Raw genomic sequence first — 23,764 nt, 5'->3', positions numbered from 1 at the left:
TTGGTGACGTAGCGCCTTTGGCGTTCCTCGAAAGCTGGCGCAGAAAGCCATGAAGCCATTGTCATTGACCGATCGGCTGGACTTCCTGTCGAACAAGGGCGTCGACGTGATCGATCCGCGGCAGACGTTCGTCGACGATACCGTTCTGCTGGATCGGATATTTCCCGGCTCGGTGCTTTTCCCGGGCACTCGCCTGTCGGGTCCGAAGACGCTGGTGGCGCCGGGCGCAAAAATCGGCAACGAAGGTCCTGCCACGGTGGTCGACTCCGCCATCGGCGAAAATGCCGAGATTGCCAGTGGATATGCCAGCGGCTCTGTGCTGCTGGCCAAGTCGAAAATAGGATCCAATGGCCATGTCAGGGCCGGCACGTTGTTGGAGGAAGAGGCATCGACAGCCCACGCCGTCGGCCTCAAGCAAACGATCCTGACGAGCTTTGTGACACTGGGCTCTTTGATCAATTGCTGCGATTGCCTGATTTCAGGCGGCCGCTCCCGCAAAAATCACACGGAGGTGGGCAGCGGGTTTATCCATTTCAACTACACCCCCTGGGGAGAAAGCGGCGATAAGGCCACTCCCTCGCTGGTCGGCAGCGTACCCCGAGGGATGTTTCTTAGAGAAGAAAGAATCTTCATCGGCGGTCTCAGCGGAATGGTTGGTCCGAATCGCGTTGGCTTCGGATCGATCACGGTCGCGGGGCAAATCGTTCGATCGGACGTTGCAGACAGTCGAATTCATTCGGAGGCCCAGCGTGTCATTGACGAGCACTGGGACTTCGGGCCGCGGAAGCCATCAGCGCCACGGGTACAAAAAAATCTGGAATATATCGGTCACCTGGCTGCTCTTCGTGCCTGGTATCTGCTCGTTCGGAGGCAGCGATTACCCAGCGGGGAAGCGCTTTCACATCTGCACATGACGATCGATGCTGCGATTGAGTTGCTGGATGGCTGCATGATGGAGCGTTGGACCCGGCTGGCCCAATTCCTCGACCGTGATCTTCCGCCTATCCGGCTGCCAACAATTCCGTGTCCTCTGTCGATTGAGCCGAGTTCTGTCCCTCATCTGGACTGGATCAAGAGCCTTGCGGACGACGAGGTCAGTGCTGGCGTTGGTTGGCTGCAGGAAATCGTGGACACCTTCGCCCTCACCAACAGAGTGGGAACTGATACCAGTTCGCGTTGAGGCGATGGATCCGGTCGGGTCGAACGGGCGCAGCAGCCTGGGTCGCCAGGACTGGCCTTCTTGCGGTCGGCCGCTACGAGAGGCGCTTCGGAGCAACCTTCGCGATGCTGCCCATACGCTCGATCATGCTTCGCAGAAATATCCCGCCAAGATATCCGAGTTGCAGCGAGATCTCCGCTCCAACCCACCAGAAAATGTCAACCGACAGACCATTCAGCACCGCCATGCCGACGGCCTCGATCAGCACCAGCACAGCGAGAACCAGCAGCGTTTGGACACCAAACACCGTCCCTGCCACGAGGCCGATCAGAAGGTGAATCGCGACGATAAACATCTGGTCCTTTCAAGGATGATCGCGTCATTTGAACGGGAAATCGTTAATTCTTTCTTCACGAACAATCGTTTGCGGGGGAGCCAAATTTAAGCCTTGCGCTATTTAAATTATCAATTTAATTTAAGAGGCCATTAACCAATTTAAATTTTGGCCCGCAAATGAATTTAATCAATCGCCATATTGAAGCGGACCTGCTGCACCCACTGCCGGCTGACAGCGTAAGCGAACCTGCGTCGCGGAAGTGGCCGATCCGTTATGACTACCTGGAAGCGCTCACTATCGTCTTTGACGCAGCGACCATTACGGCCGCGAGCCTCTGCGCCGGCCTGTTGTACAGAGCCGGTGAAGACCTGGGCCTGGTGTTGGGGCAGGCTCTTGGTTCGGCGGCTCTCGTCTCAGCGCTCTTCATCCTGATTCTCAAATCGCAAGGTCACTACGCGCCGGCAGAATGGTTGTCGTTCCGTCGCCAGATGCGAATGGTCGCCACCACGTGGGCCGGCGTCTTCTTCCTGCTCGCCGGAATCGTGTTTGCGCTGAAGATCGGCGCAGAGCTGTCACGCGGCAGCAGCCTCATTTTCGCAGCTCTGGGCCTGGTGGCGCTGGGTGTGAATCGCACCCTCATGAAGAAATTGCTGACCAGGGGTCTTGCGGAACGACGGTTCGTTGGCAGGAACGTAATCCTGGTCGTCGATCGAAAGGATGCGTTCCACCAGAGCCTCGCAGGGACGCTGGAAACCGCGGGCTTCAATGTAATGGGAAGCTTCCCGTTGCCTCGGCCAGGATCAACCTCTGCATCGCGCAAGAGGCTCTCGGCCAGCGTGATCGAACATATTCGCAACTCGAAAATTGAGGAAGTTGTAGTCGGAGCGGATCCAAGCCGCTGGGAAGAACTTCGAGAGCTTGCCGCCGAGCTGAGAATACTTCCATTCCCGATTACCTTTATTCCTACAGGACCGTTCGCGGAGATATTCCAGCGACCGCGTCATGATCTCGGCGAGGTCGTCTGCATAGAGCTGCAGCGAGGCGTTTTCTCGCAGATCGAGCGCGCCGCCAAGCGCGGTATCGATCTTGTCGGCGCCGGTATAACGCTGCTCCTGCTAAGCCCGCTGCTGGCGATGGTTTCGTTGCTCATAAAGCTGGATTCGCCGGGGCCGGTCCTGTTCCGCCAACAGCGCCGCGGCTTCAATGGACATATCTTCCGGATCTGCAAGTTCCGCACAATGACCGTGCTCGAGGACGGCTTTTCTGCTGTTCAGGCGCAGGCCACTGACCGCAGGGTGACCAGGCTTGGAAAATGGCTTCGCAGGACCAGCATCGACGAGCTACCCCAGTTGCTCAATGTGCTGGCTGGCAGCATGTCCCTTGTTGGACCGCGCCCGCATGCCGTCGTTCACGACAGCCAATTCGATATGGTTGTCGGCAACTACGCGTTTCGACGACGCGTGAAGCCGGGATTGACGGGTTGGGCGCAGGTCCATGGCTGTCGTGGTCCGACACCAACCGCGGCCTCAATTGAGAAGCGGGTCGAATACGATCTGTGGTACATTGATAATTGGAGCATTCAGCTGGATCTGGCTATCCTGCTTCAGACTCCTATCGAGGTGCTGCGGGCCCGCAACGCTTACTGACGTCGTCCCACAAGCCGCTGAGCCGGCGCGTCAGGGCCGGTCCGGGCGCCGCTAGCTCTCCCGAGCCAGAGCGTCGGTGATGTGTGCCAGAAGGGCCTCTTCATCTGCCTGGATTGCCCGGCGAATTCCCTGCTTTGGCAGCGGGCGCTGCTCTTCTTCCGGAACCATGGGCACCGGCACCAACTCGTTGAGCTGGTTTTTAATTTCATTCCAATCCCGATCGGACAACCGGTGCTCCCGCGCACGGAAAATCGTTCGCGGCAGATTACCTCAGTTCGCCGTCGGTTATTCCATTCATTGGTTTAGTGGTTAAAAGCCGAACAATCGGTTCAGGCGCGTTGGCGGGCCTTTACCCCTCCGTCGCCAATACGGAACTCTTCGATCTTGCGTCCCGACTTGACGGCTGCGACCAACCACCTCGGTTGCTTGCCGCGCCCTGACCAGGTTTCGGACGTGTGGGGGTTTCTGTATTTCGGTAGCACGCGAGGGTACTTGCGGCGAAGCTTACCGTTCCGCGAAGGCTGTGGATTCTCCGAATTGCCCGCAACGATTGCGCCACGGTTGAGGACCGCCAGACGCTTTTCTAACTCGCCCTTTTCGGCCTTGATCCGCGCCGACAGGATTCCGCTGATCTCTCCGTGAAGCGCCCAGAGGTCATCCAAAGACCAGGCATCAAAATCGATCTTCTTCGGAGCCATGCCGTCGCCTTCGCGTCCTAAATTTCTGGAAGGTAATGAAATGTCATAGGCGATAGCGATAATCAAGGGGAACTACCTTACGTTTCACAGGAATATATAATTGCCCAGCATTCGCGATTATTTGGACGCACAATGAGTGCTCCGGCATCTGATCCTGTCGGCCTGCTCAACCAAAGGATGCATTCCCTCTTCGATCTGCGATGCGAAGCACGCCAGGAAGCGGCCCGACATTCGGCGGGATTTGGCCCGGCTTCGCGACCTCCTCGCCTCCTGGCGAAGGAAAGTCGCCAGGGCGGTGACCCGGATATTCCCTGAGGCCCGCCATCGGGTTTCAATCCGGGTCTTGAGCGACGAACATCGCTATGCAGCAGCGGACGGCATCGTTGGGGCGACAAGAGAGGAATAAATAAAGTGGGCTTGGGCACTTCATGCAAAAACAACATGGGCAACAAGCCGCGACAAACCAGGCGTCATTAAACCGGCGCGAATTACCCAGATCCGGCAACTTCCGCTATCCAGCTCAAAATAAACCTCGATATGCCCTTGCTTTAACTCAATTAATTATTACGATTGAAGCGAATAATGTGTCGAAATTCGCTTCCAGGTAATCATTGAAATCACGCACGTATTTGCGTCACCACCAGCAAGGATGCTGCCGGAACGACCACTATCTGTTAGCCTTTAACGGACACGCGATGCGCAGGACAGACTTGGAGGCAATGGATTTTGACGAGCTTTGGCTTTTGCATGAGCAACTCACCAAACTCCTCTCCGAACGGATTACGACAGAAAAACAGCAATTGGAGCGGCGCCTCGCGCAACTGAGCCACGCAGAGCAGGTTGCTGACAGTGAGGGCAAGCCCCCCAACCGTCCGCGGCGCAAATATCCGAAGGTTCAGCCGAAATACTGGAATCCTTCCCAGCCGTCGCAGAAGTGGTCGGGACGCGGCAAACAGCCGAGATGGCTCGTCGCCGCCTTGAACTCAGGCCGCAAGTTGGAAGATTTTGTAATCGACAGCAGCGTCGTCCTGCCCGACGATAGTCCTCGCAACGACGAGCCTACTTAAAGCGCCACGGTTAGCGACGAGGCCCTGCAAACCAGGCAACAAGGCGCTGATGCCGCTGCGGCGGCCCGCGGAACGATCGCAATAGAGTAGACCCATTGGGAAGTCATTTGATCTGCCGGTCGCGAACTGCGCCCATGCAGCCGATAAGCCCTTGCCGGGCTTCCACCTCGGCGACCGCTATTCCATCTCCTCGGGGATATCCCACAGCGATGCTGCCAGGACGATAAGCGAGGGTGTCCAAACCAGCATGGCGCCAAGCCCGATAGCTTGCAGGGTGGTCATCTTATTTCTCCTGACTGGCAGGAGGTAAACCGGCTGCGTCATCGTAAGTTCCCGGGGCGGAATGCGAGCCCGCCCGGTGGAAACCAACGTTCGCTGGCTAACGGTACAGGAATACTCTTTGGGATCTGGAATAATCGGCGGGGGCGCCGGAGGCTGACGGGCAGTTCTCAGTCAGCCTGGTTCAACCGATCGAAGCGCCGCTCGGAATGAGACTTCTGATATTTCTTGTATTCCCATTTTCTGCGGGTTCGCCGCCGCCATACCTGTCCAAAGACGAGCTTCCCGGAGATGGACCGTCTCGGCACCAGCACTGTCCAGAGGTGCCACGTTTCTGCCCATGCGCCGCGCGGGGTTATTTCGAAATGCTCTTCCTGTTCGCGGCCATCTGCAATCATGGCGACCCTCGTTAGAAAATGAAAGCCGCCGAAGTATGCTCCGATCCCCGGAATTCACTGCGCTGATCCGGCGTTCGGCAATGTGCGGCGCCCAAACGCTACTGCGAGGGTGCGATCTTGCAACGAGAGTCGTGCGTTAAGATTGATAGGCAGGCTTAAGGTTAATTCTGGAACATCGCAATCGCGGGAATCGATGATGGGCAGGTTCACTGAATGTGCGAACGTGGCCGCCGAGAACCTAGGTCGATCCGCTCTCTTTCGCGCTTGTGTCTTTCGCGCTTGAAGCATTGTGTCCGAAATCAAACTCGGGGAATCTTGTAACGATCGCGGCCTTCAAGAACTGGAAATGCCTGATGGTTGCACCCAGCTCGTTCAATCGCCGCTGCCCATCTGCGGCCTCGGTGCCGAGCAGGTTTTGGAAATGATTATCCTCCGGGTCGCGCGTTAGATACTCATCGGAATCGCATCCCAAGGTGACTGCCGACCGCGCCAGCGCGTCATTGATACGCGCTTCCAGGCCAATCCGCTCGGCCTTGGCGCCCTCCAGCGCCTCCTCTATCGAACGAAAAATGGATGTGGCACGAATACGATCGGTTGCGGAATCCCGGCCGGCCGATCGTGCTTGGAAATCGTTCTTGCTGCGCGTCTTTAGAAGGAATTGAAACATCTTCCCGCTTTCTCAAGTGGCAAGGGACGAGACAGACGCTGAGTCGGCGCGGCTAAACTACCACGAAAACCTTCCGCGCAAAGGCCGCCGCTGCACGCCATCGCGCGTTGATGCTCGAGGCGCCGCAATCAATCAGGACAAATACTTCCTGTCAGCCCGCTCTTTGCAAACGCTGAGCGTCAGGATATGCGCCCTCTCCGCTTATCAAAGCGTCGGTAGCAGCTTTCAAGGCAGCCGCGTCGTCGCCCGGCAAGTGACGCGCTTCAAGATTGAGCATGATGAGGGTTAGCCCCGCTGCACGCGGCCAGTCACCTGCGTCCGATAGCTGATGAATGGTTTTTGAAGCGTGCTTCAACACGCCTTTTCGTTCCGCGCTGGAGGCCCTCGCATAATGCCTGCTCAGCAAATCGAACGTCGATTTGACAACACCAAAGCATGCTGATTTCGCAGCCGGATCTGCGGCATCAATACGCGCCCTCAGGCCGTCGTACCGCCTCCGTAGGACGCTGCCGCGCGCTTCCTGCCAGAGGTTCAGAAAACTCATTCCCGTCCCCCACCAGCTCGTCTGGTTAATGGCGAGTTAATAACATTGGAAATACGGCGGCGATACGGCAGAAAATGAACTCTGCCTGGTCGAGGGCCCCTAATCACCCCCCAATTCCCCGGCCGTTTCCCGAGTGTCGGGCACAGCCAACACACACACAGCAGCTCGGATTTTTTTGAGTATGCGACGTCATGCACAACACGGCTCGCGGCCTTGCGTGGCGGGCGGCTCAGCCGAGCAAGTGACTGATCAGGTTTCGCAGGTCAAACCCAGAATGCTGTGAGCTAAAGCCAGCGTCCCGTCAGGACCAAAATGCATCAACGGCGTGAGCGACAATGATGCTGACGCTAAGAACCAGGAGAAACGCTGCAACTGCTTCAACCATGGGCAGCCCTAACGCAAAAAATTGACGAACGCTAATGCAATGGCCCCAGTGAAAACCTCGCCAGTACGCACAGTCAAAAGCTAATTGACGGCAGCACCACGTTCTGCCGTCACTGATGATTCCGGGCAACAATTCGACGGCGACGCGATTTATTTCCGGCGAGTTCAATAATTAAATGCGCCATCCCGAAAGAACAAACGTGCCAGCTTGGGCAAAGACCGGATGGGTATCTATCGTCGCGCTCTCTCATCGCAATTTGGCTTTGCGCGATGCCGCTTCCTCGGCCTCCGCGACCGCCTGTCGTAATCTGACGAGTTCCGCAATCTGATCCGCGAGCGCGTGGGTGACATCGGCCACGGCGCGCAGTTTTTCAGTTGAACGGGGCAATCCCTTTGCCATTGAATAATCCTCGGTAAAGTCAAAGCCTTACCGAAACGACTGTCGATGCGTCCATTACATCCGATGTTTAACCCTACCCATAAACGTTAATCCTCCGTTGGCTCTTCGTCCGAGCCGGCCAATCCGGTTCCACTGTGAGCGGGGAAGCGACAGCGCGTCAGCAGGCGAGTTGCCGGTAGATCGCCGGAAGCGCCGCCGGCAAGCGGCGGATGTTGCCGACGATGGCGTAGCCGCCGCGCCCGAACAGCGCGGGGAAATAGGACTGGGCGCCGGCGTCGACCGTGACGCCGAACACCGCAATGCCCAGCCGCCGCGCCTCAAGCACCGCCTTGCGGGTATCCTCGACCGCAAAGCGGCCTTCGTAGTGATCGATGTCGTTGGGCTTGCCGTCGGTCAGCACCAGCAGCAGCTTCTTGCGCTGTGGCTGGTCGACAAGTTCGGCGGCGGCGTGGCGTATGGCGGGGCCGATGCGTGTGTAGTAGCCCGGCTTGAGCGCGCCGATCCGCCGTTCGACGGCAGCTCCCATCGGCTCTTCGAAAGACTTCACAGCCTCGATGCGCACCCAGGAGCGCCGCCGCGACGTGAAGGTCAGGATGCTGTGATGATCCCCGCAGGCGGAGAGGCCATGCGCGAGGACGAGCAGCGCCTCCTTCTCGACGTCGAGCACGCGCTGGCCGTCGACCCACGCATCCGTGGAAAGCGAGACGTCGACCAGCAATGTCGCCGCGAGATCGTGCCGCTGCGGGCGCATCGCCAGATGGACCCGATCGAGCGCCCCGCTGCCCGCCCGCAGGTCGCATCTCGCGCGGACGAGCGCGTCGATGTCCAGGTCGAAGCCATCGTCCTGCCCGCGCATCACCTCATGCTGTGGCCGCAGCGCCTCGAAGCGTCGCCGCACATGACGGACATGCCGGAGGGCACTTGCGTCCGGCGTCCAGCTCTCGCCGACCTCCGCCGCTTCGCCCGTCAATACCCGGCAGTAGTCCGCCAGATACGTGCCTCGGCGATAGTCCCACTCCGGATAGAGACGACCGCTGTCGAGGCGCGTCGTATCGATGGCTTGCGGCGGCAGATCCAGGTCGAATTTCAGCCGCGTGGAAGGCTTGCCGCTGCGACGGCCGATCGCGAGTTCGTCGAGGTCGTCGGCTGCCTTGCGGGCATCCTCATCCTCGCTGTCATCTGAAGGACGATCGACATTCACCATCTCCGCCATCGCGAGAATCTTCTCGAAGCGGTTCAGGATGAACGGATCGCGCTTGCTGCCATCGTCGGCATGGCGGACAGCCCGGCGCTTCCGCGTGTCCGGCAGGTCCGCCGCATCATCAGGCGCGGGTGCATCATCGTCATCGGCCTCGTCGGCAACTGCCTCGCGCGTCCAGCAATCTCCCCACAGCGGACACGGCAGCATCGGTCGATATCCGGGCGCCGCTTTGGCCGGCAGATCGCCGGCGGCGACCACGGCCTGCCATAGGCGGCCCCCCGGTGGGCTATCGGCGCCAAGCAACCCCAGCACGATGCGCTCGACTTCCTGCTCCACCTTTGCCAGCGGTCTCTTCGGACGCGCCAGCGCCGTTGCCGCCGCCAGCCGCTGATATGGGCCGATGAGGCCGGGAAATCGCACCTGCACCCTAGCAACAACCTCGCGGGCGCGCCGCAACGTCATGAGATCGCGTCGCAGCGGATCGACCTCGTCGACCGTCGCCACCGGCGCCGCCGCGAACCATGCTGCCAGCCAGCGATAAAGCAGGGCGTTGAGATCGCGCTCCGGAAACAGCGCGATGCTATCAGGCAGGAAGACGGTCGCCCCGTCACGGCCGGGATGATCGAGGCTTTCGTCGCCAAGCCCGACACGCTGCCGCCAGCCGAGCCGATGGCCGGACTTTCGTGACCTGGCGCCGGCGATCTGTACGCCCGCCTCCCCGCCCAGCGCGCGGAACATGACCGCGATCTGCCCCTGCACGTCCGCAAGCGCTGCGGCTTCGTCGGGATAAGCGGGATAGCTCGCCGTAGCCCCCACCAGCCGATGCCAGGCGCGGCCAACCGTTTCCTCAAGTTCGAGGAAGTCGAGCATGTGTCATCCGATCACGGCGCGGGCCACGTCGAGCAGCGCGGCCTTGACGTCGGCATCATCCGTGAGCGGCTCGATCATGCCGGCAAGCACCGCATCGAGAAGCGGAATGCCGGCCGAGATCAGCGTCGCGCAGTAGACGATCAGGCGCGTGGATACGCCCTCCTCGAGGTCTTGTCCCTTGAGCGCACGCAGCCGGCCCGCCAGCGCCACCAGCGGGCGCACGCGGCCGGCTGCAAGCCCGCTCTCTGCTGCGACCACCGCGATCTCCTGCTCGGCCGGAAGGAAGCCGAACTCGATTGCAACGAAGCGCTGCCGCGTCGATGGTTTCAAGGCCTTGAGCAGGCTCTGGTAGCCGGGGTTGTAGGACACGACCAGCATGAAGCCGGGCGGTGCGACCAGCTCTTCACCCGTGCGTTCGAGCGGCAGGATGCGGCGATCGTCGGTCAGCGGATGCAGCACGACGGTGACATCCTTGCGCGCTTCCACGACCTCGTCGAGGTAGCAGATGCCGCCTTCCCGCACCGCGCGGGTGAGCGGACCATCGGTCCAGATCGTGTCACCGCCCTTCAGCAGGTAACGGCCGGTGAGGTCGGCGGCGGTGAGGTCGTCATGGCAGGCGACGGTGTGCAGCGGCAGGGAAAGCCGCGCCGCCATGTGGGCGACGAAGCGCGTCTTGCCGCACCCGGTCGGCCCCTTCAGCAGCACCGGCAGGCGATGCCGCCAGGCGTGTTCGAACAATGTGCACTCGTTGCCGCTCGGGACATAGGACGGAAGCCTGGGTGTCGCGTCGACGGCGTGAAGGACGGCCTTCATATGAATCTCCAGTGTTGAAGCAGGCGGCCGGTCACATAGGGGACCGGCCGCCTGACGCCTATTCGGCGGGTTGCAGCGCGCCGGTCGCGACGGCCCGGCGTTCGCGGCCGGGGACCAGAACCGCCCACACAAACATCAGCGCCGAGATCAGGACGCAGACTCCTGAACCGAGCCGGACCCAATAGAACATCGCGAGCTGGTCCTGCACTTCCATGAAGCTCTGGCCGAGCACGCGCTGCAGGTGAACCTGGACCACGCCGGCGAAGGTCAGCGCGAAGGTCATCGTCATCATGGCAGTGCACATGATCCAGAAGCTCGCCATGCTCAGGCCCTGATTATAGGGCGCACGCTGGCGCAGTTGCGGGATCGCGTAGGCCATGACCGCCAGGTTCAGCATCACATAGGCACCGAAGAAAGCGAGATGCCCGTGGGCTGCAGTCACCTGGGTGCCATGCGTATAGTAGTTCACCGAGGACAGCGTGTGCAGGAAGCCCCACACGCCCGCGCCGAGGAACGCCATCACGGAACAGCCGACCGACCAGAGCAGCGCCGCGCGGTTCGGGTGCTTGCGCCCTGCCTTCCACGTCATCTGCACGGTGAAGATGACCATGGTGAAGAACGGCGCGACTTCGAGCGTGGAGAACAGCGAGCCGATCCACTGCCAGTAGCCGGGCGCGCCGATCCAGTAGAAGTGATGGCCAGTGCCGAGGATGCCCGAGAACAGCGCCAGGCCAATGATGACGTAGAGCCACTTCTCGACCACCTCGCGGTCGATGCCGTTGAGCTTGATCATCAGGAAGGCCAGCACGGAGGCCATGATGAGCTCCCAGACGCCTTCGACCCACAGATGCACGACGTACCACCAGTACATCTTGTCGACGGCAAGGTTCTTCGGATTGTAGAATGCAAAAAGAAAGAAGATCGCAACACCCCAAAGGCCGAACAGCAGGATGTTGGTGACGGTGGTCTTTCTTCCCTTCAGCGCCGTCATCGTCACGTTGAACAGGAACATCAGACAGACGACGACGATGCCGACCTTGATCACGAACGGCTGCTCGAGGAATTCCCGGCCTTCGTGGTAGTGGAAGAGATAGCCGACCACTGCGATGCCGGCCGCGCCGAAGAACATCCAGAACTGGATCTTCGCCAGCAGTGGACTGTAGAGCTCGGTCTCGGTCTCTTCCGGGAGCAGATAGTAGGTCGCGCCCATGAAGCCGATCAGCGACCAGACGATCAATGCGTTGGTATGGATCATCCTGACGATGTTGAACGGCAGGAGAACAGACAGGGTGTTCGGAAGGACGTAGATGGTTCCGGCGAGGACTCCAAAGAGCACCTGTGCAAGGAAGAGCGTCAGCGCGCCGTAGAAATACAGCATCGCTACCTTCTGGGTTTCGTATCTCATCATGAAGTTCCTAAGCGGGCGGTCGGGGGATTGCTCAGCCGGCCTTGTTCGGCGGCCAGTTCTGCGTCTTGATGCTGTTGGTCCATTGCAGGAAATCGGCGAGGTCGTTGAGTTCCTCGTCGGTGAGGTTGAACTGCGGCATCTGCCGGCGGCCCGGCGCGCCCGACGGTTGCGCCTGCATCCATGATTTCAGGATTTCCTTGGCGGTGGCGGGGTCCTCGTTGCCGCCCCAACGATCCCAGACGTTGCCGACCTCAGGCGCGAAATACGCACCCTCGCCCAGCAAGGTATGGCAGTTGATGCAGGAGTTCTTCTCCCAGACGTGCTTGCCGCGCGCCACCGAGTTGGTGAGCGTCTTCTCGTCCGTCGACGTATTGACCATGTAGTAGTGGCTGTGCGCGGTAAGCCCGAGGAAGATCGCGAAGAAAAAGGCCGAGCCGCCATAGAAGACGTTGCGGGCCGCCGACTTGGTAAGGCGTTCAGCCATTACAGGTCCTTTCCGGTTCGTGTGAGCGGTCGCGACTATATTCGCATGGCGGGGACGTTCTTTGTGCCGACGCAAGGATCCCGACGATCCGGACCTTTCGTCAGATTCCCTGAATCAGGATATCCAGGCCGAGATGGCTGACACCGCCCAGGCGAATCCCGCGACGAGCACCAGCCACGCCGTCGCAAGCCCTCGCCAGAAGGCCGGCGCGGATCGCAGATCGAGATAGTCGAGCAGGATCCGGCGACCCTTGACGGCAGCGATGGCGAGAACCGCGCCGTTGGCGAGCAGCAGGCCTCGGCCAGCGCCGGCAAGCAGCATGGTCGCGCAAGCGAGCGCGATCAGCGCTATCAATGTGAGATCGAGACGATCGAGTGAATTCCGCATGCTTCAACGCACCAGGTAGACGATCGGAAACATCACAACCCAGACCAGGTCCACCATGTGCCAGAACACGGTCCCGGTCTGCACATGAATCGGATCGGCACGGCGGCAGACGACAGCGAGAATGATGATTCCGAGGCAGACATGCAGCAGGTGAAATCCGGTCAGGAGAAAGTACAAGGTGAAGAACACGCTTGTCTCCAAGCCTGCGCCACTACCGATCTCGCGCGCATATTCGGTGAGCTTGATCGTCACGAAAGCGGCGCCGAGAGCCATGGCGAGAAAAAGCCAGAGACGCGCGTGAAGGCTTTCCTGAGCATGCGCCGATGCCGCGCCCTTTGCCGCCGCCCAGCCGCTCGTTACCAGGACAATCGTGTTGTAGCCGGCAAGCGACGCGTCGAGCGTGATCTGACCCGACGCAAACACGGCAGGTCTTACCGCGTGGGCGACGATGAACGCGCCAAGGAAAAGGGCGAAGGCCACGAGCTCACTGAGAACGAGCACCCACATCATCGGCTCGCCCGGGAGTCCTTCGAGGATGCCCCACCCCGCCTCTTCCTGTTCGCAATCCGCAATAGACATTCGATCTCCCGCTTTGGTGCCTATCATCACAGACAGAATGAAGTCTTTGTCGGCGAACAAACATGGCGGCGATCGCGATCGATCACGCCGTTGCTTGATGGGGCGCAATGTCAGCGGCCTGCAGAGCGGCTAGACATATCGATCAGATGAATCCGATGAGACGACATCCATGAGCGACGCACAGTTCGGCCTGCTGACCGCCACCCCCATCATCATCGGCTTTGCCGGCGCATTGCGGGCGATGGGCGTCCTGTCCACCACGGCCACCGTGTGCGCCGTCGGGCTATCGATCGCGATCGCCGTGGTGCTGTTTACAACACAATAGAGGGTAACGGGCGGGCGTTACCGTTCGACGAACCGATCCTTCGCGGAAAGGATCGTGCTGCCGGTTTCGTCGCGCGCGGTGAACACCACTTCTGCCTCTCGCGGGTTTGCGGCCGTGAGTGTCACCCGAACGGCTTCTGAGCCATCGGCGGGCACCTCGATCGGCGCGAGGCTCTCGTTGCCGATGATGGCCATCGTGGCGTCCACGCCGCTCACCGAGAGCGTGTAGGAATGGGCGGCCGATGATTTGTTCAGGAGCTTGACCGTGTAGGCGTTGCGCACCGAACCATCCGCGAGACGAACCGCCAGCGGATCCCGATCGTGCTGGACGGAGAGCGTGGCGCTGGTCTTGGCCATGAAGGAAAAGACGATCGTCGCGGTCAACGCCAGGCAGGCCGCCGTCAGCCCAATGGTCTTCGGGCGCACCAGGCGATTGACCCGCGCCTCGCCACGGCGACCACGTTCGATATTGTTCCAGCTTTCGTAGTCGATCAGGCCGCGCGGGCGGCCGAGCCTGGACATCACGCTGTCGCAGGCATCGACGCACAGCCCGCAATTGATGCAGGCAAAATTCGGCCCCTCGCGAATGTCGATGCCGATCGGGCACACCGTGACGCATTGATTGCAGTCGACGCAATCTCCTGCCGGCTTGCCCTGCAGGCGAAGTTCGGCAGCCTTCTTGGCCGAGGTTCGCGCTTCGCCGCGGTAATCCCGGTAGTTGACGGTAAACGCTTCGGGATCCCAGATCGCGCCTTGCAGGCGGGGCCATGGGCACATGAAGGTGCAGACCTGCTCGCGCGCAAAACCCGCCAGGCCATAGGTGGTGCCGGCGAAGACAAGTATCCAGCCAAGTGCATTGGCCGAGACATCGCCGCGCGCGAAACTTCGCAACAGCTCCGGCGCATCGGTAAAATAGAAGATCAGCGTGCCGCCGGTCGCGAACGAGATCAGGAGCCAGGCGGAATGCTTCGCCGCGATTTGCATCACCCGTTTCGCAATCAGCGGTGCGCCGAGGTTCTTCAGACGCTGGCGCCTGTCGCCCTCGATCAACCGTTCGACCAGCAGGAACAGATCGGTCCACACTGTCTGCGGGCAGGCAAAGCCGCACCATAGCCGCCCCGCCAGCGCGTTGGTGAGGATCAGGATGGTTGCAGCAAGAACGAGGAGCCCGGTGACCAGATAGAGGTCCTGCGGCCAGATCTCGACGAAGAAGAAATAGAGCCGGCCGTGCGCGAAATCGAGCAGGACCGCCTGATCCGGCCCGTTGGGCCCACGGTCCCAACGAAGGAATGGCGTCACGTAATAGACCGCGAGCGTCAGCAGCAGGACGATCCATTTGATGCGACGGATCGGTCCCTTCACCGCCTGCGGCATGACCGGTTGGGCCGATCCCGCCGCGGCCGCCCTGGCGCGCGTCTTCGCGTGGTCGATCTCGATGGTAAGCGCCATTTCCCGGACCCTAGTTTACCGCGGCAAAGCCGAGCGAGGATCGGATCCCAGGCTCGATGCGGGAGGGCGTCCAGGGCGGATCGAACGTCATCACGATATCGACCGCACGGACACCCGGGACCCGCGCGGCGGCGCTTGCCACGCCTTCCCTGAGGAAGTGGACGGCGGGGCATCCTGGCGTAGTCGCGGTCATCGTGATGCAAACGATGCCATCAACGACGGTGATGTCGTAGACGAAGCCGAGGTCGACGATGTTGTGACCGAGTTCGGGATCGATCACCACACGCAGCGCGTCCCTGACGCGGCGAACGAGTTCATCGGTCATCGCGGCGCCCTCACGGTCAGTTCGTATGTCGCGCCATCCGGCGTGAACCCGCCGAGCCAGCGATATCCGCGCTTCTCCAGTTGCGGGAACAGGAAGACCGGCTCGCGGCGGAGCAACGCCGACAGCGTCTCGCCCGGCGCCAGCTTCTCGGCCGCCGCCAGAATGCGCACCATCGGCTCCGGCGGCTCGAGGTCGCGATTGTCGAGCTTGACGACCGGCTCCGGCCAATCGTCGAAGGCGGGCTTGCCTACCTCAGGCGCGGCGGCAGGCTCCATTTCCGCCGGCGTGAACAGCACTTCCCACTCGCCGGCATCGAGCGCTCGCGCGGCATGCGCAAATCCACGGTCGGCCATGACCGCGAGCAGCGGGACTGGCTTGAACGTCGCGTAGAGGCGAATCCCCTGCCCGGGTTGCAGCCGATCGAGCGCTGACATGATGACAGAAAACGGCTCGCCACCTGCGCGCAGGATTGGACGGACGTCGACATCGATATAATCGGTCATACTGCTTCCTTTCGTTCCGTCAGTTCCTGGCAAACAACAGATGCGGCGCGCAGGCGCCGTCGGGCAGGCGCATCGGGCTCTCGACGTCCGCAAGGCGCCGCGTCCGGACGATTTCCCTGATGATGCCGACAATTCCGACCGTCATCATCGCCGCCGCTGCGCGAAATGCCGTCGCCTGGCCGATGAGCAGCATCACCGTGCCGAACCAGACGGCCGCGTGGTAGATCACGAACCATTTCGAGGCCCTCGCCTCCGACACGAGATCCTGAACGCGGGGTGTCGGGGCGCGGCCCATCACGGGACCATAGGTCTCGAGCCAGGTCAGGAACGCCACGATCTTGTAGAGCTTGGCGAGGACCAGACCCGACAGCCAGCCGAAGATGGCGAGAAAGGCGAATGCGCCGACCTGCGCCGCGAAGGCGCTGGACAGTACGAGCATCAGGCCCAGCAGCGACGTCGCGGCGAGACTGACGTAGGACAACACGGCCATCCGCGTGTTGAGCTCAAGCTGCCGCCGCTTCCGGCTCTTGAAGATGCCCAGCACGTCGCGGCCATACAGAACCGTTGTCACCAGGCCGAGCACCGCAACCACCGACAACACGGCATTCAATCCAGCGGAGAGCCAGATCGCAAAAACCCCGCCCCCCGCCGCAATGGCGATCGCCAACGCGCCCGCCATCAGGGTCATGTTGCTGTGGCGGTCGTCGACGTCGGATGCAAGCATGAACATGGATAGCAGCCGATAGCTCACACCCATCGCTGTCAGCGTCAACCAGCCGCCGAGGCCGGCGATCGCATGCAGCGGAACGCCGCTCGCCAACATCGATTGTCCGATCGAGCCCGCCCACCCGGCATGCGCAAACGCAAAGATGGCGCCGAAGGTCGCCGTGATGCAGAGCGAAGCCAGCCCTGCGAGAACAAAGCGCGCCGGGCCCACCGGCCGCTGCCATGCCGTCAATCCGAGATCGACGACGATCAGGCCGAACCCGCCGATCAACAGCGACGCTCCGACGGGGAGCAGCCAGAGCGAGGCGGGCAGCCGGCCGCCCAATCCCAGGAAGCCCGCGAGCAGCGCGGCTAGACCTGCGGTCAACAGGCCGAGCGCCGGCAACGCCCATTTCTCCGAAAACGGCGGCTTTGCCACCAGCACCGGCACGAACTGAAACAGCGCGCCGCACATCGCGATACTCAGCCAGCCGATACATACCACATGCACCAGGATGAGGGTATCGGCCGACGCCAGATGCGCCGACGGAAAGCCGAGCCCCGCCACCATCAGCGCCAGCGCGACGAACAGCCAGGCCAGAGCCATCGCGAAGTAGCTCATCGTCCATCGTGCTATGCTGGCGCCGATCATCGCCTTGTCCTCAGAACTTGCGCGCTCTGCACAGCAGCGGCGCGTAAACAAGCGCAAAGCCCAGAAATGCCCCAGCCCATGCGACACCCGCGACTGTCAGCAGCGGCGCCGAATGTGCTGGTTCGAGCGCCGCGCAGACGCGCGCCAGCGCGGCGATCACGACCGAGGCATAGACGAGCTGGGTGGCAACGGAGGCCGACAACGCCTGCCCGGTGTGGCCAAGCGTGGCCCGCGTCATCACCGCGATCGTCATCGAACCGATCGCGCCGCCGGTCCAGGCATGGAGCCCGGCGCTCGGAGCGACGAGGTCCAGAGCGGCCAGGGCCGCCAGAAGGAAGCCGGCCGGCACGAATGCGTAGGCCACATGGAGGATCAGTACGAGACGGTCCGACACGGTCCGCTCGCCGGCCCACCGCGCCAGGCGGACGACGTGAAGCAAGCCGGCAATGCCGAGCGCTGCCGCGGTGAAGCGGCCCGAAGGCGCTGCGATCCACACGATCATGGCGCAGACGCCCACGACCATCGCGACTGCGTCGAAGCGGTTGAATGGCACCGGCAGCCGTCCCGGCCCGCGGCGCGCCAGCCAGTTGCGCGTGAAACTCGGAACGATCCGCCCGCCGATCACGCAGACCAGCGTGACGACGAGGCCGATGCCGATGCGCGTGGAATATTCCGCCACGCCCGCGAGCAGCGCCTCGATGTGAAACGCGACGTTGGTGACGGCGAGCAGCGAGATGACGCCGACCACCGTCAGATTGTTCCACTTGCGCCCGGCGATGATCTCGCGCGCCGCGGCGGCGGCAAGCAGCGTGAGAAAGGCCGCGTCGATCGCCAGCGCGATTGGCCAGCCGATGAAGGCAGAGAATGTCACGGCCAGCCTTCCCGCAACCCAGGCCGCGAACAGGATCGCCAGCCGCGTGCCCTGGATCGGCAAGCGACCGGTCCAGTTCGGCACCGCCGTCAGCAGGAAGCCGGCGATCACCGCGGCAACATAGCCGAACAGCATCTCATGGACATGCCAGTCCCGGGGCGTAAACGCGCTCGGAAGCGATACGTGTCCGGCGAAGACCGCAAGCCAGAGCGGAACCATCGCGCCGGCATAGATCGCGCCGAACAGAAAGAACGGCCGGAAGCCGTACGAAAACAGCGCCGGCCCCTGATAAGCCCTCAATTTCTGCATGGTCGCCATAAGTGACCTCTGATGGTGTTCGCCTTATTTGTCGCGATCCTACGCCGTTCCGCCTGACGCTCTTTGTCGAAGCACAAATTGCAGCATCGTTCGCGGGCCTGTTTGATCTCCGACAAAGATCCTGTCGGCCGCACCCCGCATGATTGATTCTGTTATCAACGGAGGACACGATGCGGATTTTCGAGAGATTGCGAGGACGAAGCCGGAGCAACAGCGCCATCAAACGCAAGCTCTTCGAAGCCATCACCAGCGATCTCCTCCAAAAGCTTGAGGACGAAACCCCGATCCCGGCCTTCATTGAGAGCAAAGCCGGCTGCTGTTCCTGTTGTTCGGCCGATCCGGAACCGTCTCGGTAAGCTTGCGCTGGATCAAAATGTGTCGATCCGGCGACGGGGCCGGATTGTGATTGGGCTCGCCCCTGACGATCACGACCTTTGAGCTTGGCTGGCTCTGCGTGGCCGCTATCGAAGCGCTGCTATTTCCGTACCGGTGCAAATCCGGCGTCTTCAGACCGCTATCTGGATGCGGTCATGCCGGCCTCGAGCTTGTCGAAAGGGGCCGAAAAGACCTGCTTGCCTTTTCCGACCTGCGGAACCGCCTTGGCCTGGTCGACATGGCCGGCCTTTCCGCCCGCAACCAGGGCCGCGGCGGCAGCCAACATCACGATCTTTCACATATTTCTCGATCTTTCCCGTTTCCTGGAATTTGTGCCCGGGCCTGCGCCGGACTCCCGGGGAATCAGATATCGCCGTGCGGTCCTGGGGAGATTGCGCTAACGCAATCTCCATGCTGAAACCGGGGGTAAGAGCCTGGCAGGCCGTTGAGGCCTGCCCCGCCCGCGGATAGTGTCCGCAGGCATTGAAACGAGGAAATCGATGGCCTCAGTCGACCGCTCCCTGGTCGCGAATCTGGCGATGTTCGCGGGCCTTACGCCCGCCGAACAGGACGAACTGCTGCGTGAAGCGCGCTCTGTTCGATATCCGAAAGGGAGCGCCATCTTCGATCAAGGCGCAGAAGCCAAACATTTCTATCTCCTGCTTCACGGCCACCTTCGCGTCGAAAAGGTCACTCCGCAGGGAAATCAATCCGTTGTGCGCTACGTTTCGGCGGGCGAACTGTTCGGTGTCGCCCAGGCGATGAACCTGACGCACTATCCGGCAACAGCGGTCGCCGCCGTGGACAGCATCGCCCTCGCCTGGCCCTCGTCGTCGTGGAACCGCCTGATCGGCAAATATCCGAGCCTTGCCGCAAGCGCACTACAGACCGTCGGCAGCCGCCTGCAGGACACCCAGGCGCGCGTCATGGAGATGTCGAACGAGCAGGTCGAGCAGCGCGTCGCCCACGTCCTGCTGCGCCTGGCCAAACAGGCGGGCAGGAAAGTCGATGCCGGCACCGAGATCGACTTTCCGATCAGCCGCCAGGACGTCGCCGAGATGACGGGGACGACGCTGCATACGGTCAGCCGGATTCTCAGCGCCTGGGAGCAGCAGGGCCTCGTCGAGGGCGGCAGGCAGCGCATCGTGCTGTGCGATGAGAAGAGATTGCATAACCTCGCCGACGGCCGATAGGCGCACAGGCCAAAGCCGCAGTCTTCATCCGCGAGAAGACTCGACCGGCATTCTCATGCACCAATCGTTAACCGCTCGACGTTTTTGATCCTGCGCAAACGAACGATCCACTTCGTCGAAGACAAAGCGCGTCTCCTTTGTTCCAGCGCAAAGAGTCTTGCGCCACCTCGCTCATGATGCCGCCATCGAATTTGGGACGCACAACGCGATGGAGAGCATCATGCTCACGAGAAGGACTGCTTTGATGGGCGCCGCTGTTGCGGCGATGATGATGAGCGTACCGGCGCTCGCCGGACCGGCAGACGATCTGAAGCTGCCGCGCCAGAAGGTCGAACTGGTTGCCCCGCCTTTCGTCCACCCTCACGAACAGGCGACCAAGGCGGGACCGAAGATCGTCGAGTTCAAGATGACGATCCGGGAAAAGGAAGTCGTCATCGATCCCGCCGGCACGAAATTCCACGCGATGACGTTCGACGGATCGATGCCGGGACCGATGATGGTGCTCCACGAGGGCGACTACATGGAGCTCACGCTGGTCAATCCCGCGAGCAACAGCATGCCGCACAACATCGACCTGCACTCGGCAACCGGTGCCCTGGGCGGCGGCGCCCTGACCCATGTCAATCCCGGCGAACAGGTGGTGCTGCGCTGGAAGGCGACGCGGCCCGGCGTCTTCGTCTATCATTGCGCGCCGGAAGGCATGATCCCCTGGCACGTCGTATCAGGCATGCACGGCACCGTGATGGTTCTGCCGCGCGACGGCCTCAAGGACGCCGAAGGCAAGGCGCTGCGTTACGACAAGATCTTCTACATCGGCGAGAACGATCTCTATGTGCCGAAGGACGAGAACGGCAAGTACAAGACCTACGAGACCATCGGCGAATCCTACGCCGATACGACCGAGGTCATGCGCAAGCTGATCCCGACCCACGTGGTGTTCAACGGGCGCGTCGGATCGCTGACCGGCAAGAACGCCCTGACCGCCAAGGTCGGCGAGACCGTGATGCTGGTGCATTCGCAGGCCAACCGCGATACCCGTCCGCACCTGATCGGTGGGCACGGCGACTACGTCTGGGAGGCCGGCAAGTTCAACAACCCGCCGCAGAAGGATCTCGAGACCTGGTTCGTCCGTGGCGGTTCGGCCGGCGCAGCGCTCTATACCTTCCGTGAGCCCGGCGTCTACGCCTACGTCAACCACAACCTGATCGAGGCCGTCGAGCTCGGCGCCACGGCCCACATCAAGGTGGAAGGCAAGTGGAACGAGGACCTGATGAAGCAGGTCACCCCTCCCGGCCCGATCCCGCCTGAAAAAGTTGGCGCCGCCGACCCGGTGGCCGTCATCCGCTAGGGTGCGCCGAAACAACGGCCCGCGGTTATCGCCGCGGGCCGTTGCACGAAGAGGAAGCGACGTCATGCTCATCGTGATGAAAGTGAAAGCGGCGATGCTCGCAGGCGCCTTGGCGGCGCCGATCGTGGCAACCTTGTGCACGCCGACGCCTCAGTCCGAACCGGACGGAGCCCTGCGGCTGAAATCCACCTCCTTCAGCTACCGCGCTGCCGGCGATTTTTCCCGACACGGCCGCCCGGTCGAAGGACCGCTGCGCGAACTCCGCCTTCCGGCCGATCTCGTCGTCATGAAGCGGCAGGTCACCGGCGCCGAATATCAGCGCTGTGTCGACGACGGCGTTTGCCTGCGGATCGGTGTTGCCGCACGCTCGCCGGACCTCCCCGTCGTTGGCGTCAGCTGGCACGATGCCACGGCCTACGCCGCCTGGCTGACACGCAAGACCGGCATCACCCATCGTCTGCCGACGGACCAGGAGTGGACCTTCGCTGCCGCCGAGAAGGCGCGCGACGAAGCCATGCCGCTGGTCGACCCCACCGATCCCGCGCAGGCCTGGATCGCCCGCTACGAAGCCGAATCCGCCCGTGCAAGGCCCGCCGAGGTAGCCGCGCAGCCCGGCGGCACGTTCGGTACCAACAGCAACGGGCTGGACGATCTGGCCGGTAACGTCTGGGAATGGACGAACAGCTGCTTCATTCGCGTTTCGATGGATGGCGGTCAGGAGAAGATTACCAACACCAATTGCGGCGTCCGCGTCGTTCAGGGGGCGCATCGCTCCTACATGACCGACTTCATCCGCGATCCCAGGTCCGGCGGCTGCGCCGCGGGCGTCCCGCCGGCCAATCTCGGTTTCAGGCTCGTCGCCGAACATTCCCAGCCGGTCGTAACCGTAGCTGCCCGCAGCATCGCGAAGCTGCTGCGGCGCACCTAGTCGCCGGCAACAGATCCGCAGGTTGAGCCAGGACAAAGTCGCTTCGCCCCGGTTCCGGTACATGATCCCGGTGAAGGAGAAATGCAGATGCGATCGGACTTGCGATCGGACTTGGCGCAATCCTATGGGCAGGACAGGCTGCCGCGCTACACCAGCTACCCCACGGCCCCGCACTTCTCGCCGGCGATCGGCGAGGAAGACTACCGGCGCTGGCTGAGGTCGATATCGGTCAAGCAGCCGGCATCGATCTACCTGCATGTGCCGTTCTGCCGGTCGATGTGCTGGTATTGCGGCTGCCACACCTCGGTCACCAAGCGCGACGAGCCGATCGCGACCTATGCAGCGGGCCTGCGCGCCGAAGCCCAGCTTGTCGCCGAGACGATCGGCCAGCGAATGCCGATCTCCCACATCCACTTCGGCGGCGGCACGCCGACGATCATGTCGCCCGAACAATTTGCCGACCTGGTCGGCGCGTTACGCCATGCCTATTTCGTCGTTCCTGATGCGGAGATCGCGGTCGAAATCGATCCGCGTACCCTGACCGAACAGATGACGGAGGCGCTCGGCTATTGCGGTGTCAACCGCGCAAGCCTCGGCGTCCAGAGCTTCGATCCCGCCGTGCAGCGCGCCATCAATCGCATGCAGAGCTTCGAGCAAACCGCAGCGTCGGTCGAGCGCCTGCGCCATGCAGGCGTCAAGCGGATCAATTTCGACCTGCTCTATGGTCTTCCCCTGCAAACGGTGGATTCCTGTCTCGATACCGTCGCCAAGTGCGTCGAGCACCGCCCCGATCGCTTTTCGGTGTTCGGCTACGCGCATATTCCATCGTTCAAGAAGCACCAGCGCAAGATCGATGAAGACGCCCTTCCCGACAGCATCGAGCGTCACCTGCAGTCCGAGACGATCGCGGAAGCCTTGCTGGACGCCGGCTATGTCCGCATCGGCCTCGACCATTTCGCTCTTCCGGACGACAATTTGGCCATCGCGCGGCAGGACGGCCGGCTGAGGCGCAACTTCCAGGGCTACACCGACGATTCCGCCGACACGCTGATCGGCCTCGGCGCCAGTGCGATCGGCCGCATGCCGCAAGGCTTCATTCAGAACGTCGTTCCGACGCGCGACTATCTGGCGCGTGTCGCCGAGGGGCGGCTCGCCACCGCCAAGGGCTATCGCTTCACGCCGGAAGACCGCTTCCGCGCCGACATCATCGAGCGGATCATGTGCGACCTTGCCGTCGATCTGCCCTTCATATCCAAGGTGCACGGCCGCGACATCAGGTCGGCCATCGTCGATCGGCCGCGGATCGAGAGCCTCATCGCTGACGGCGCCGTGACGATGATCGACAATCGGCTCTCGATCAGCGACGGCGCGGAATTCCTGGTTCGGAGCGTCGCGTCGGCATTCGACGCCCATCTCGCCAATTCCGCGGCGACGCACAGCCGGGCGGTCTGA

27 protein-coding genes are annotated in these 23,764 nt (G+C 61.9%); 8 read left to right on the top strand and 19 right to left on the bottom strand.

All coding sequences use genetic code 11. The annotated features are described in order from the left end of the window. Positions 1-49: 49 nt before the first annotated feature. Positions 50-1,180 (top strand): UDP-N-acetylglucosamine pyrophosphorylase, encoded by a 1,131-nt coding sequence (locus V7E26_RS08580; RefSeq protein ID WP_324415015.1) that lies wholly within the window; start codon positions 50-52, stop codon positions 1,178-1,180. A gap of 73 nt (positions 1,181-1,253) precedes the next feature. Here V7E26_RS08580 and V7E26_RS08575 read toward each other — a convergent pair whose 3' ends face one another. Next, positions 1,254-1,514: a hypothetical protein gene (locus tag V7E26_RS08575; protein ID WP_324415014.1), complete on the bottom strand. Its 261-nt coding sequence runs from the start codon at positions 1,512-1,514 to the stop codon at positions 1,254-1,256. A 158-nt stretch (positions 1,515-1,672) separates the two neighbouring features. Here V7E26_RS08575 and V7E26_RS08570 point away from each other — a divergent pair, with 158 nt between their 5' ends. Further along, positions 1,673-3,142 (top strand): undecaprenyl-phosphate glucose phosphotransferase, encoded by a 1,470-nt coding sequence (locus V7E26_RS08570; protein ID WP_324415013.1) that lies wholly within the window; start codon positions 1,673-1,675, stop codon positions 3,140-3,142. Positions 3,143-3,193: 51 nt separating this feature from the next. Here the strand turns inward: V7E26_RS08570 and V7E26_RS08565 are convergent, their stop codons facing one another. Both V7E26_RS08565 and V7E26_RS08560 read right to left on the bottom strand, forming a co-directional pair. Then, positions 3,194-3,370, bottom strand: coding sequence for a hypothetical protein (locus V7E26_RS08565; RefSeq protein ID WP_324415012.1), 177 nt, complete (start codon positions 3,368-3,370; stop codon positions 3,194-3,196). A gap of 101 nt (positions 3,371-3,471) precedes the next feature. Next, complete coding sequence (locus tag V7E26_RS08560; protein ID WP_324415025.1) at positions 3,472-3,840, bottom strand: H-NS histone family protein; 369 nt, start codon at positions 3,838-3,840, stop codon at positions 3,472-3,474. Between the two features lie 695 nt (positions 3,841-4,535). On the opposite strand from V7E26_RS08560, the gene V7E26_RS08555 reads away from it, so the two are divergent. Beyond that, positions 4,536-4,907, top strand: coding sequence for an H-NS histone family protein (locus V7E26_RS08555; protein WP_324415011.1), 372 nt, complete (start codon positions 4,536-4,538; stop codon positions 4,905-4,907). Between the two features lie 449 nt (positions 4,908-5,356). Here the strand turns inward: V7E26_RS08555 and V7E26_RS08550 are convergent, their stop codons facing one another. From V7E26_RS08550 to V7E26_RS08505, 10 genes are all read right to left on the bottom strand, one after another. After that, positions 5,357-5,584 carry a hypothetical protein gene (locus V7E26_RS08550; protein WP_324415010.1) on the bottom strand — a complete coding sequence of 76 codons (228 nt, stop codon included), beginning with the start codon at positions 5,582-5,584 and terminating at the stop codon, positions 5,357-5,359. 238 nt (positions 5,585-5,822) lie between these two features. Further along, positions 5,823-6,251, bottom strand: a complete 429-nt coding sequence (locus V7E26_RS08545; RefSeq protein ID WP_324415009.1) for a hypothetical protein — start codon at positions 6,249-6,251, stop codon at positions 5,823-5,825. 151 nt (positions 6,252-6,402) lie between these two features. Continuing rightward, positions 6,403-6,795, bottom strand: a complete 393-nt coding sequence (locus V7E26_RS08540) for a hypothetical protein (protein ID WP_324415008.1) — start codon at positions 6,793-6,795, stop codon at positions 6,403-6,405. Between the two features lie 631 nt (positions 6,796-7,426). Further along, positions 7,427-7,579 carry a hypothetical protein gene (locus V7E26_RS08535; protein WP_324415007.1) on the bottom strand — a complete coding sequence of 51 codons (153 nt, stop codon included), beginning with the start codon at positions 7,577-7,579 and terminating at the stop codon, positions 7,427-7,429. 157 nt (positions 7,580-7,736) lie between these two features. Beyond that, positions 7,737-9,650 (bottom strand): nitric oxide reductase activation protein NorD, encoded by a 1,914-nt coding sequence (locus V7E26_RS08530; RefSeq protein WP_324415006.1) that lies wholly within the window; start codon positions 9,648-9,650, stop codon positions 7,737-7,739. Between the two features lie 3 nt (positions 9,651-9,653). Further along, positions 9,654-10,463 (bottom strand): CbbQ/NirQ/NorQ/GpvN family protein, encoded by an 810-nt coding sequence (locus V7E26_RS08525; RefSeq protein ID WP_324415005.1) that lies wholly within the window; start codon positions 10,461-10,463, stop codon positions 9,654-9,656. A gap of 58 nt (positions 10,464-10,521) precedes the next feature. Then, positions 10,522-11,868: a cbb3-type cytochrome c oxidase subunit I gene (locus V7E26_RS08520; protein WP_324415004.1), complete on the bottom strand. Its 1,347-nt coding sequence runs from the start codon at positions 11,866-11,868 to the stop codon at positions 10,522-10,524. Positions 11,869-11,902: 34 nt separating this feature from the next. Beyond that, positions 11,903-12,355 carry a c-type cytochrome gene (locus V7E26_RS08515; RefSeq protein ID WP_324415003.1) on the bottom strand — a complete coding sequence of 151 codons (453 nt, stop codon included), beginning with the start codon at positions 12,353-12,355 and terminating at the stop codon, positions 11,903-11,905. A 114-nt stretch (positions 12,356-12,469) separates the two neighbouring features. Beyond that, positions 12,470-12,742, bottom strand: a complete 273-nt coding sequence (locus tag V7E26_RS08510; RefSeq protein ID WP_324415002.1) for a cytochrome C oxidase subunit IV family protein — start codon at positions 12,740-12,742, stop codon at positions 12,470-12,472. Between the two features lie 3 nt (positions 12,743-12,745). Continuing rightward, positions 12,746-13,321 carry a cytochrome c oxidase subunit 3 gene (locus V7E26_RS08505; RefSeq protein WP_324415001.1) on the bottom strand — a complete coding sequence of 192 codons (576 nt, stop codon included), beginning with the start codon at positions 13,319-13,321 and terminating at the stop codon, positions 12,746-12,748. 169 nt (positions 13,322-13,490) lie between these two features. On the opposite strand from V7E26_RS08505, the gene V7E26_RS08500 reads away from it, so the two are divergent. Continuing rightward, positions 13,491-13,646 (top strand): hypothetical protein, encoded by a 156-nt coding sequence (locus V7E26_RS08500; protein WP_324415000.1) that lies wholly within the window; start codon positions 13,491-13,493, stop codon positions 13,644-13,646. A gap of 17 nt (positions 13,647-13,663) precedes the next feature. Here V7E26_RS08500 and ccoG read toward each other — a convergent pair whose 3' ends face one another. The 6 genes from ccoG to V7E26_RS08470 form a co-directional block, all read right to left on the bottom strand. Further along, on the bottom strand, positions 13,664-15,094 hold the full coding sequence (gene ccoG, locus V7E26_RS08495; RefSeq protein ID WP_324414999.1) for a cytochrome c oxidase accessory protein CcoG: 1,431 nt from the start codon (positions 15,092-15,094) through the stop codon (positions 13,664-13,666). A 10-nt stretch (positions 15,095-15,104) separates the two neighbouring features. Then, on the bottom strand, positions 15,105-15,419 hold the full coding sequence (locus tag V7E26_RS08490; protein ID WP_324414998.1) for a metal-sulfur cluster assembly factor: 315 nt from the start codon (positions 15,417-15,419) through the stop codon (positions 15,105-15,107). Next, entirely contained in the window at positions 15,416-15,922 is a 507-nt protein-coding gene (locus tag V7E26_RS08485; protein WP_324414997.1) for a DUF2249 domain-containing protein, read from the bottom strand. The genes V7E26_RS08490 and V7E26_RS08485 overlap by 4 nt, the downstream gene beginning before the upstream one ends. Before the next feature lie 19 nt (positions 15,923-15,941). Continuing rightward, the gene (locus tag V7E26_RS08480) at positions 15,942-17,279 is read right to left on the bottom strand and encodes a hypothetical protein (RefSeq protein ID WP_324414996.1); all 1,338 of its coding nucleotides are present in this window, start codon (positions 17,277-17,279) and stop codon (positions 15,942-15,944) included. Positions 17,280-17,289: 10 nt separating this feature from the next. Next, positions 17,290-18,468: an NnrS family protein gene (locus V7E26_RS08475; protein WP_324414995.1), complete on the bottom strand. Its 1,179-nt coding sequence runs from the start codon at positions 18,466-18,468 to the stop codon at positions 17,290-17,292. Positions 18,469-18,982: 514 nt separating this feature from the next. After that, a complete protein-coding gene (locus V7E26_RS08470; protein ID WP_324414994.1) occupies positions 18,983-19,132 on the bottom strand; it encodes a hypothetical protein in 150 nt (49 codons plus the stop codon). 211 nt (positions 19,133-19,343) lie between these two features. On the opposite strand from V7E26_RS08470, the gene V7E26_RS08465 reads away from it, so the two are divergent. The 4 genes from V7E26_RS08465 (at position 19,344) to hemN (ending at position 23,764) form a co-directional block, all read left to right on the top strand. Next, complete coding sequence (locus V7E26_RS08465; RefSeq protein ID WP_324414993.1) at positions 19,344-20,036, top strand: Crp/Fnr family transcriptional regulator; 693 nt, start codon at positions 19,344-19,346, stop codon at positions 20,034-20,036. A 220-nt stretch (positions 20,037-20,256) separates the two neighbouring features. Beyond that, complete coding sequence (gene nirK, locus V7E26_RS08460; protein ID WP_324414992.1) at positions 20,257-21,384, top strand: copper-containing nitrite reductase; 1,128 nt, start codon at positions 20,257-20,259, stop codon at positions 21,382-21,384. 64 nt (positions 21,385-21,448) lie between these two features. Beyond that, a complete protein-coding gene (locus tag V7E26_RS08455) occupies positions 21,449-22,312 on the top strand; it encodes a formylglycine-generating enzyme family protein (protein WP_324414991.1) in 864 nt (287 codons plus the stop codon). A gap of 99 nt (positions 22,313-22,411) precedes the next feature. Further along, a complete protein-coding gene (gene hemN, locus V7E26_RS08450) occupies positions 22,412-23,764 on the top strand; it encodes an oxygen-independent coproporphyrinogen III oxidase (protein ID WP_324415024.1) in 1,353 nt (450 codons plus the stop codon).

The organism is Bradyrhizobium sp. (genome assembly GCF_036735945.1).
In the GTDB taxonomy this organism is placed as follows: domain Bacteria; phylum Pseudomonadota; class Alphaproteobacteria; order Rhizobiales; family Xanthobacteraceae; genus Bradyrhizobium.
This window is presented reverse-complemented; position numbering and strand designations above follow the sequence as displayed.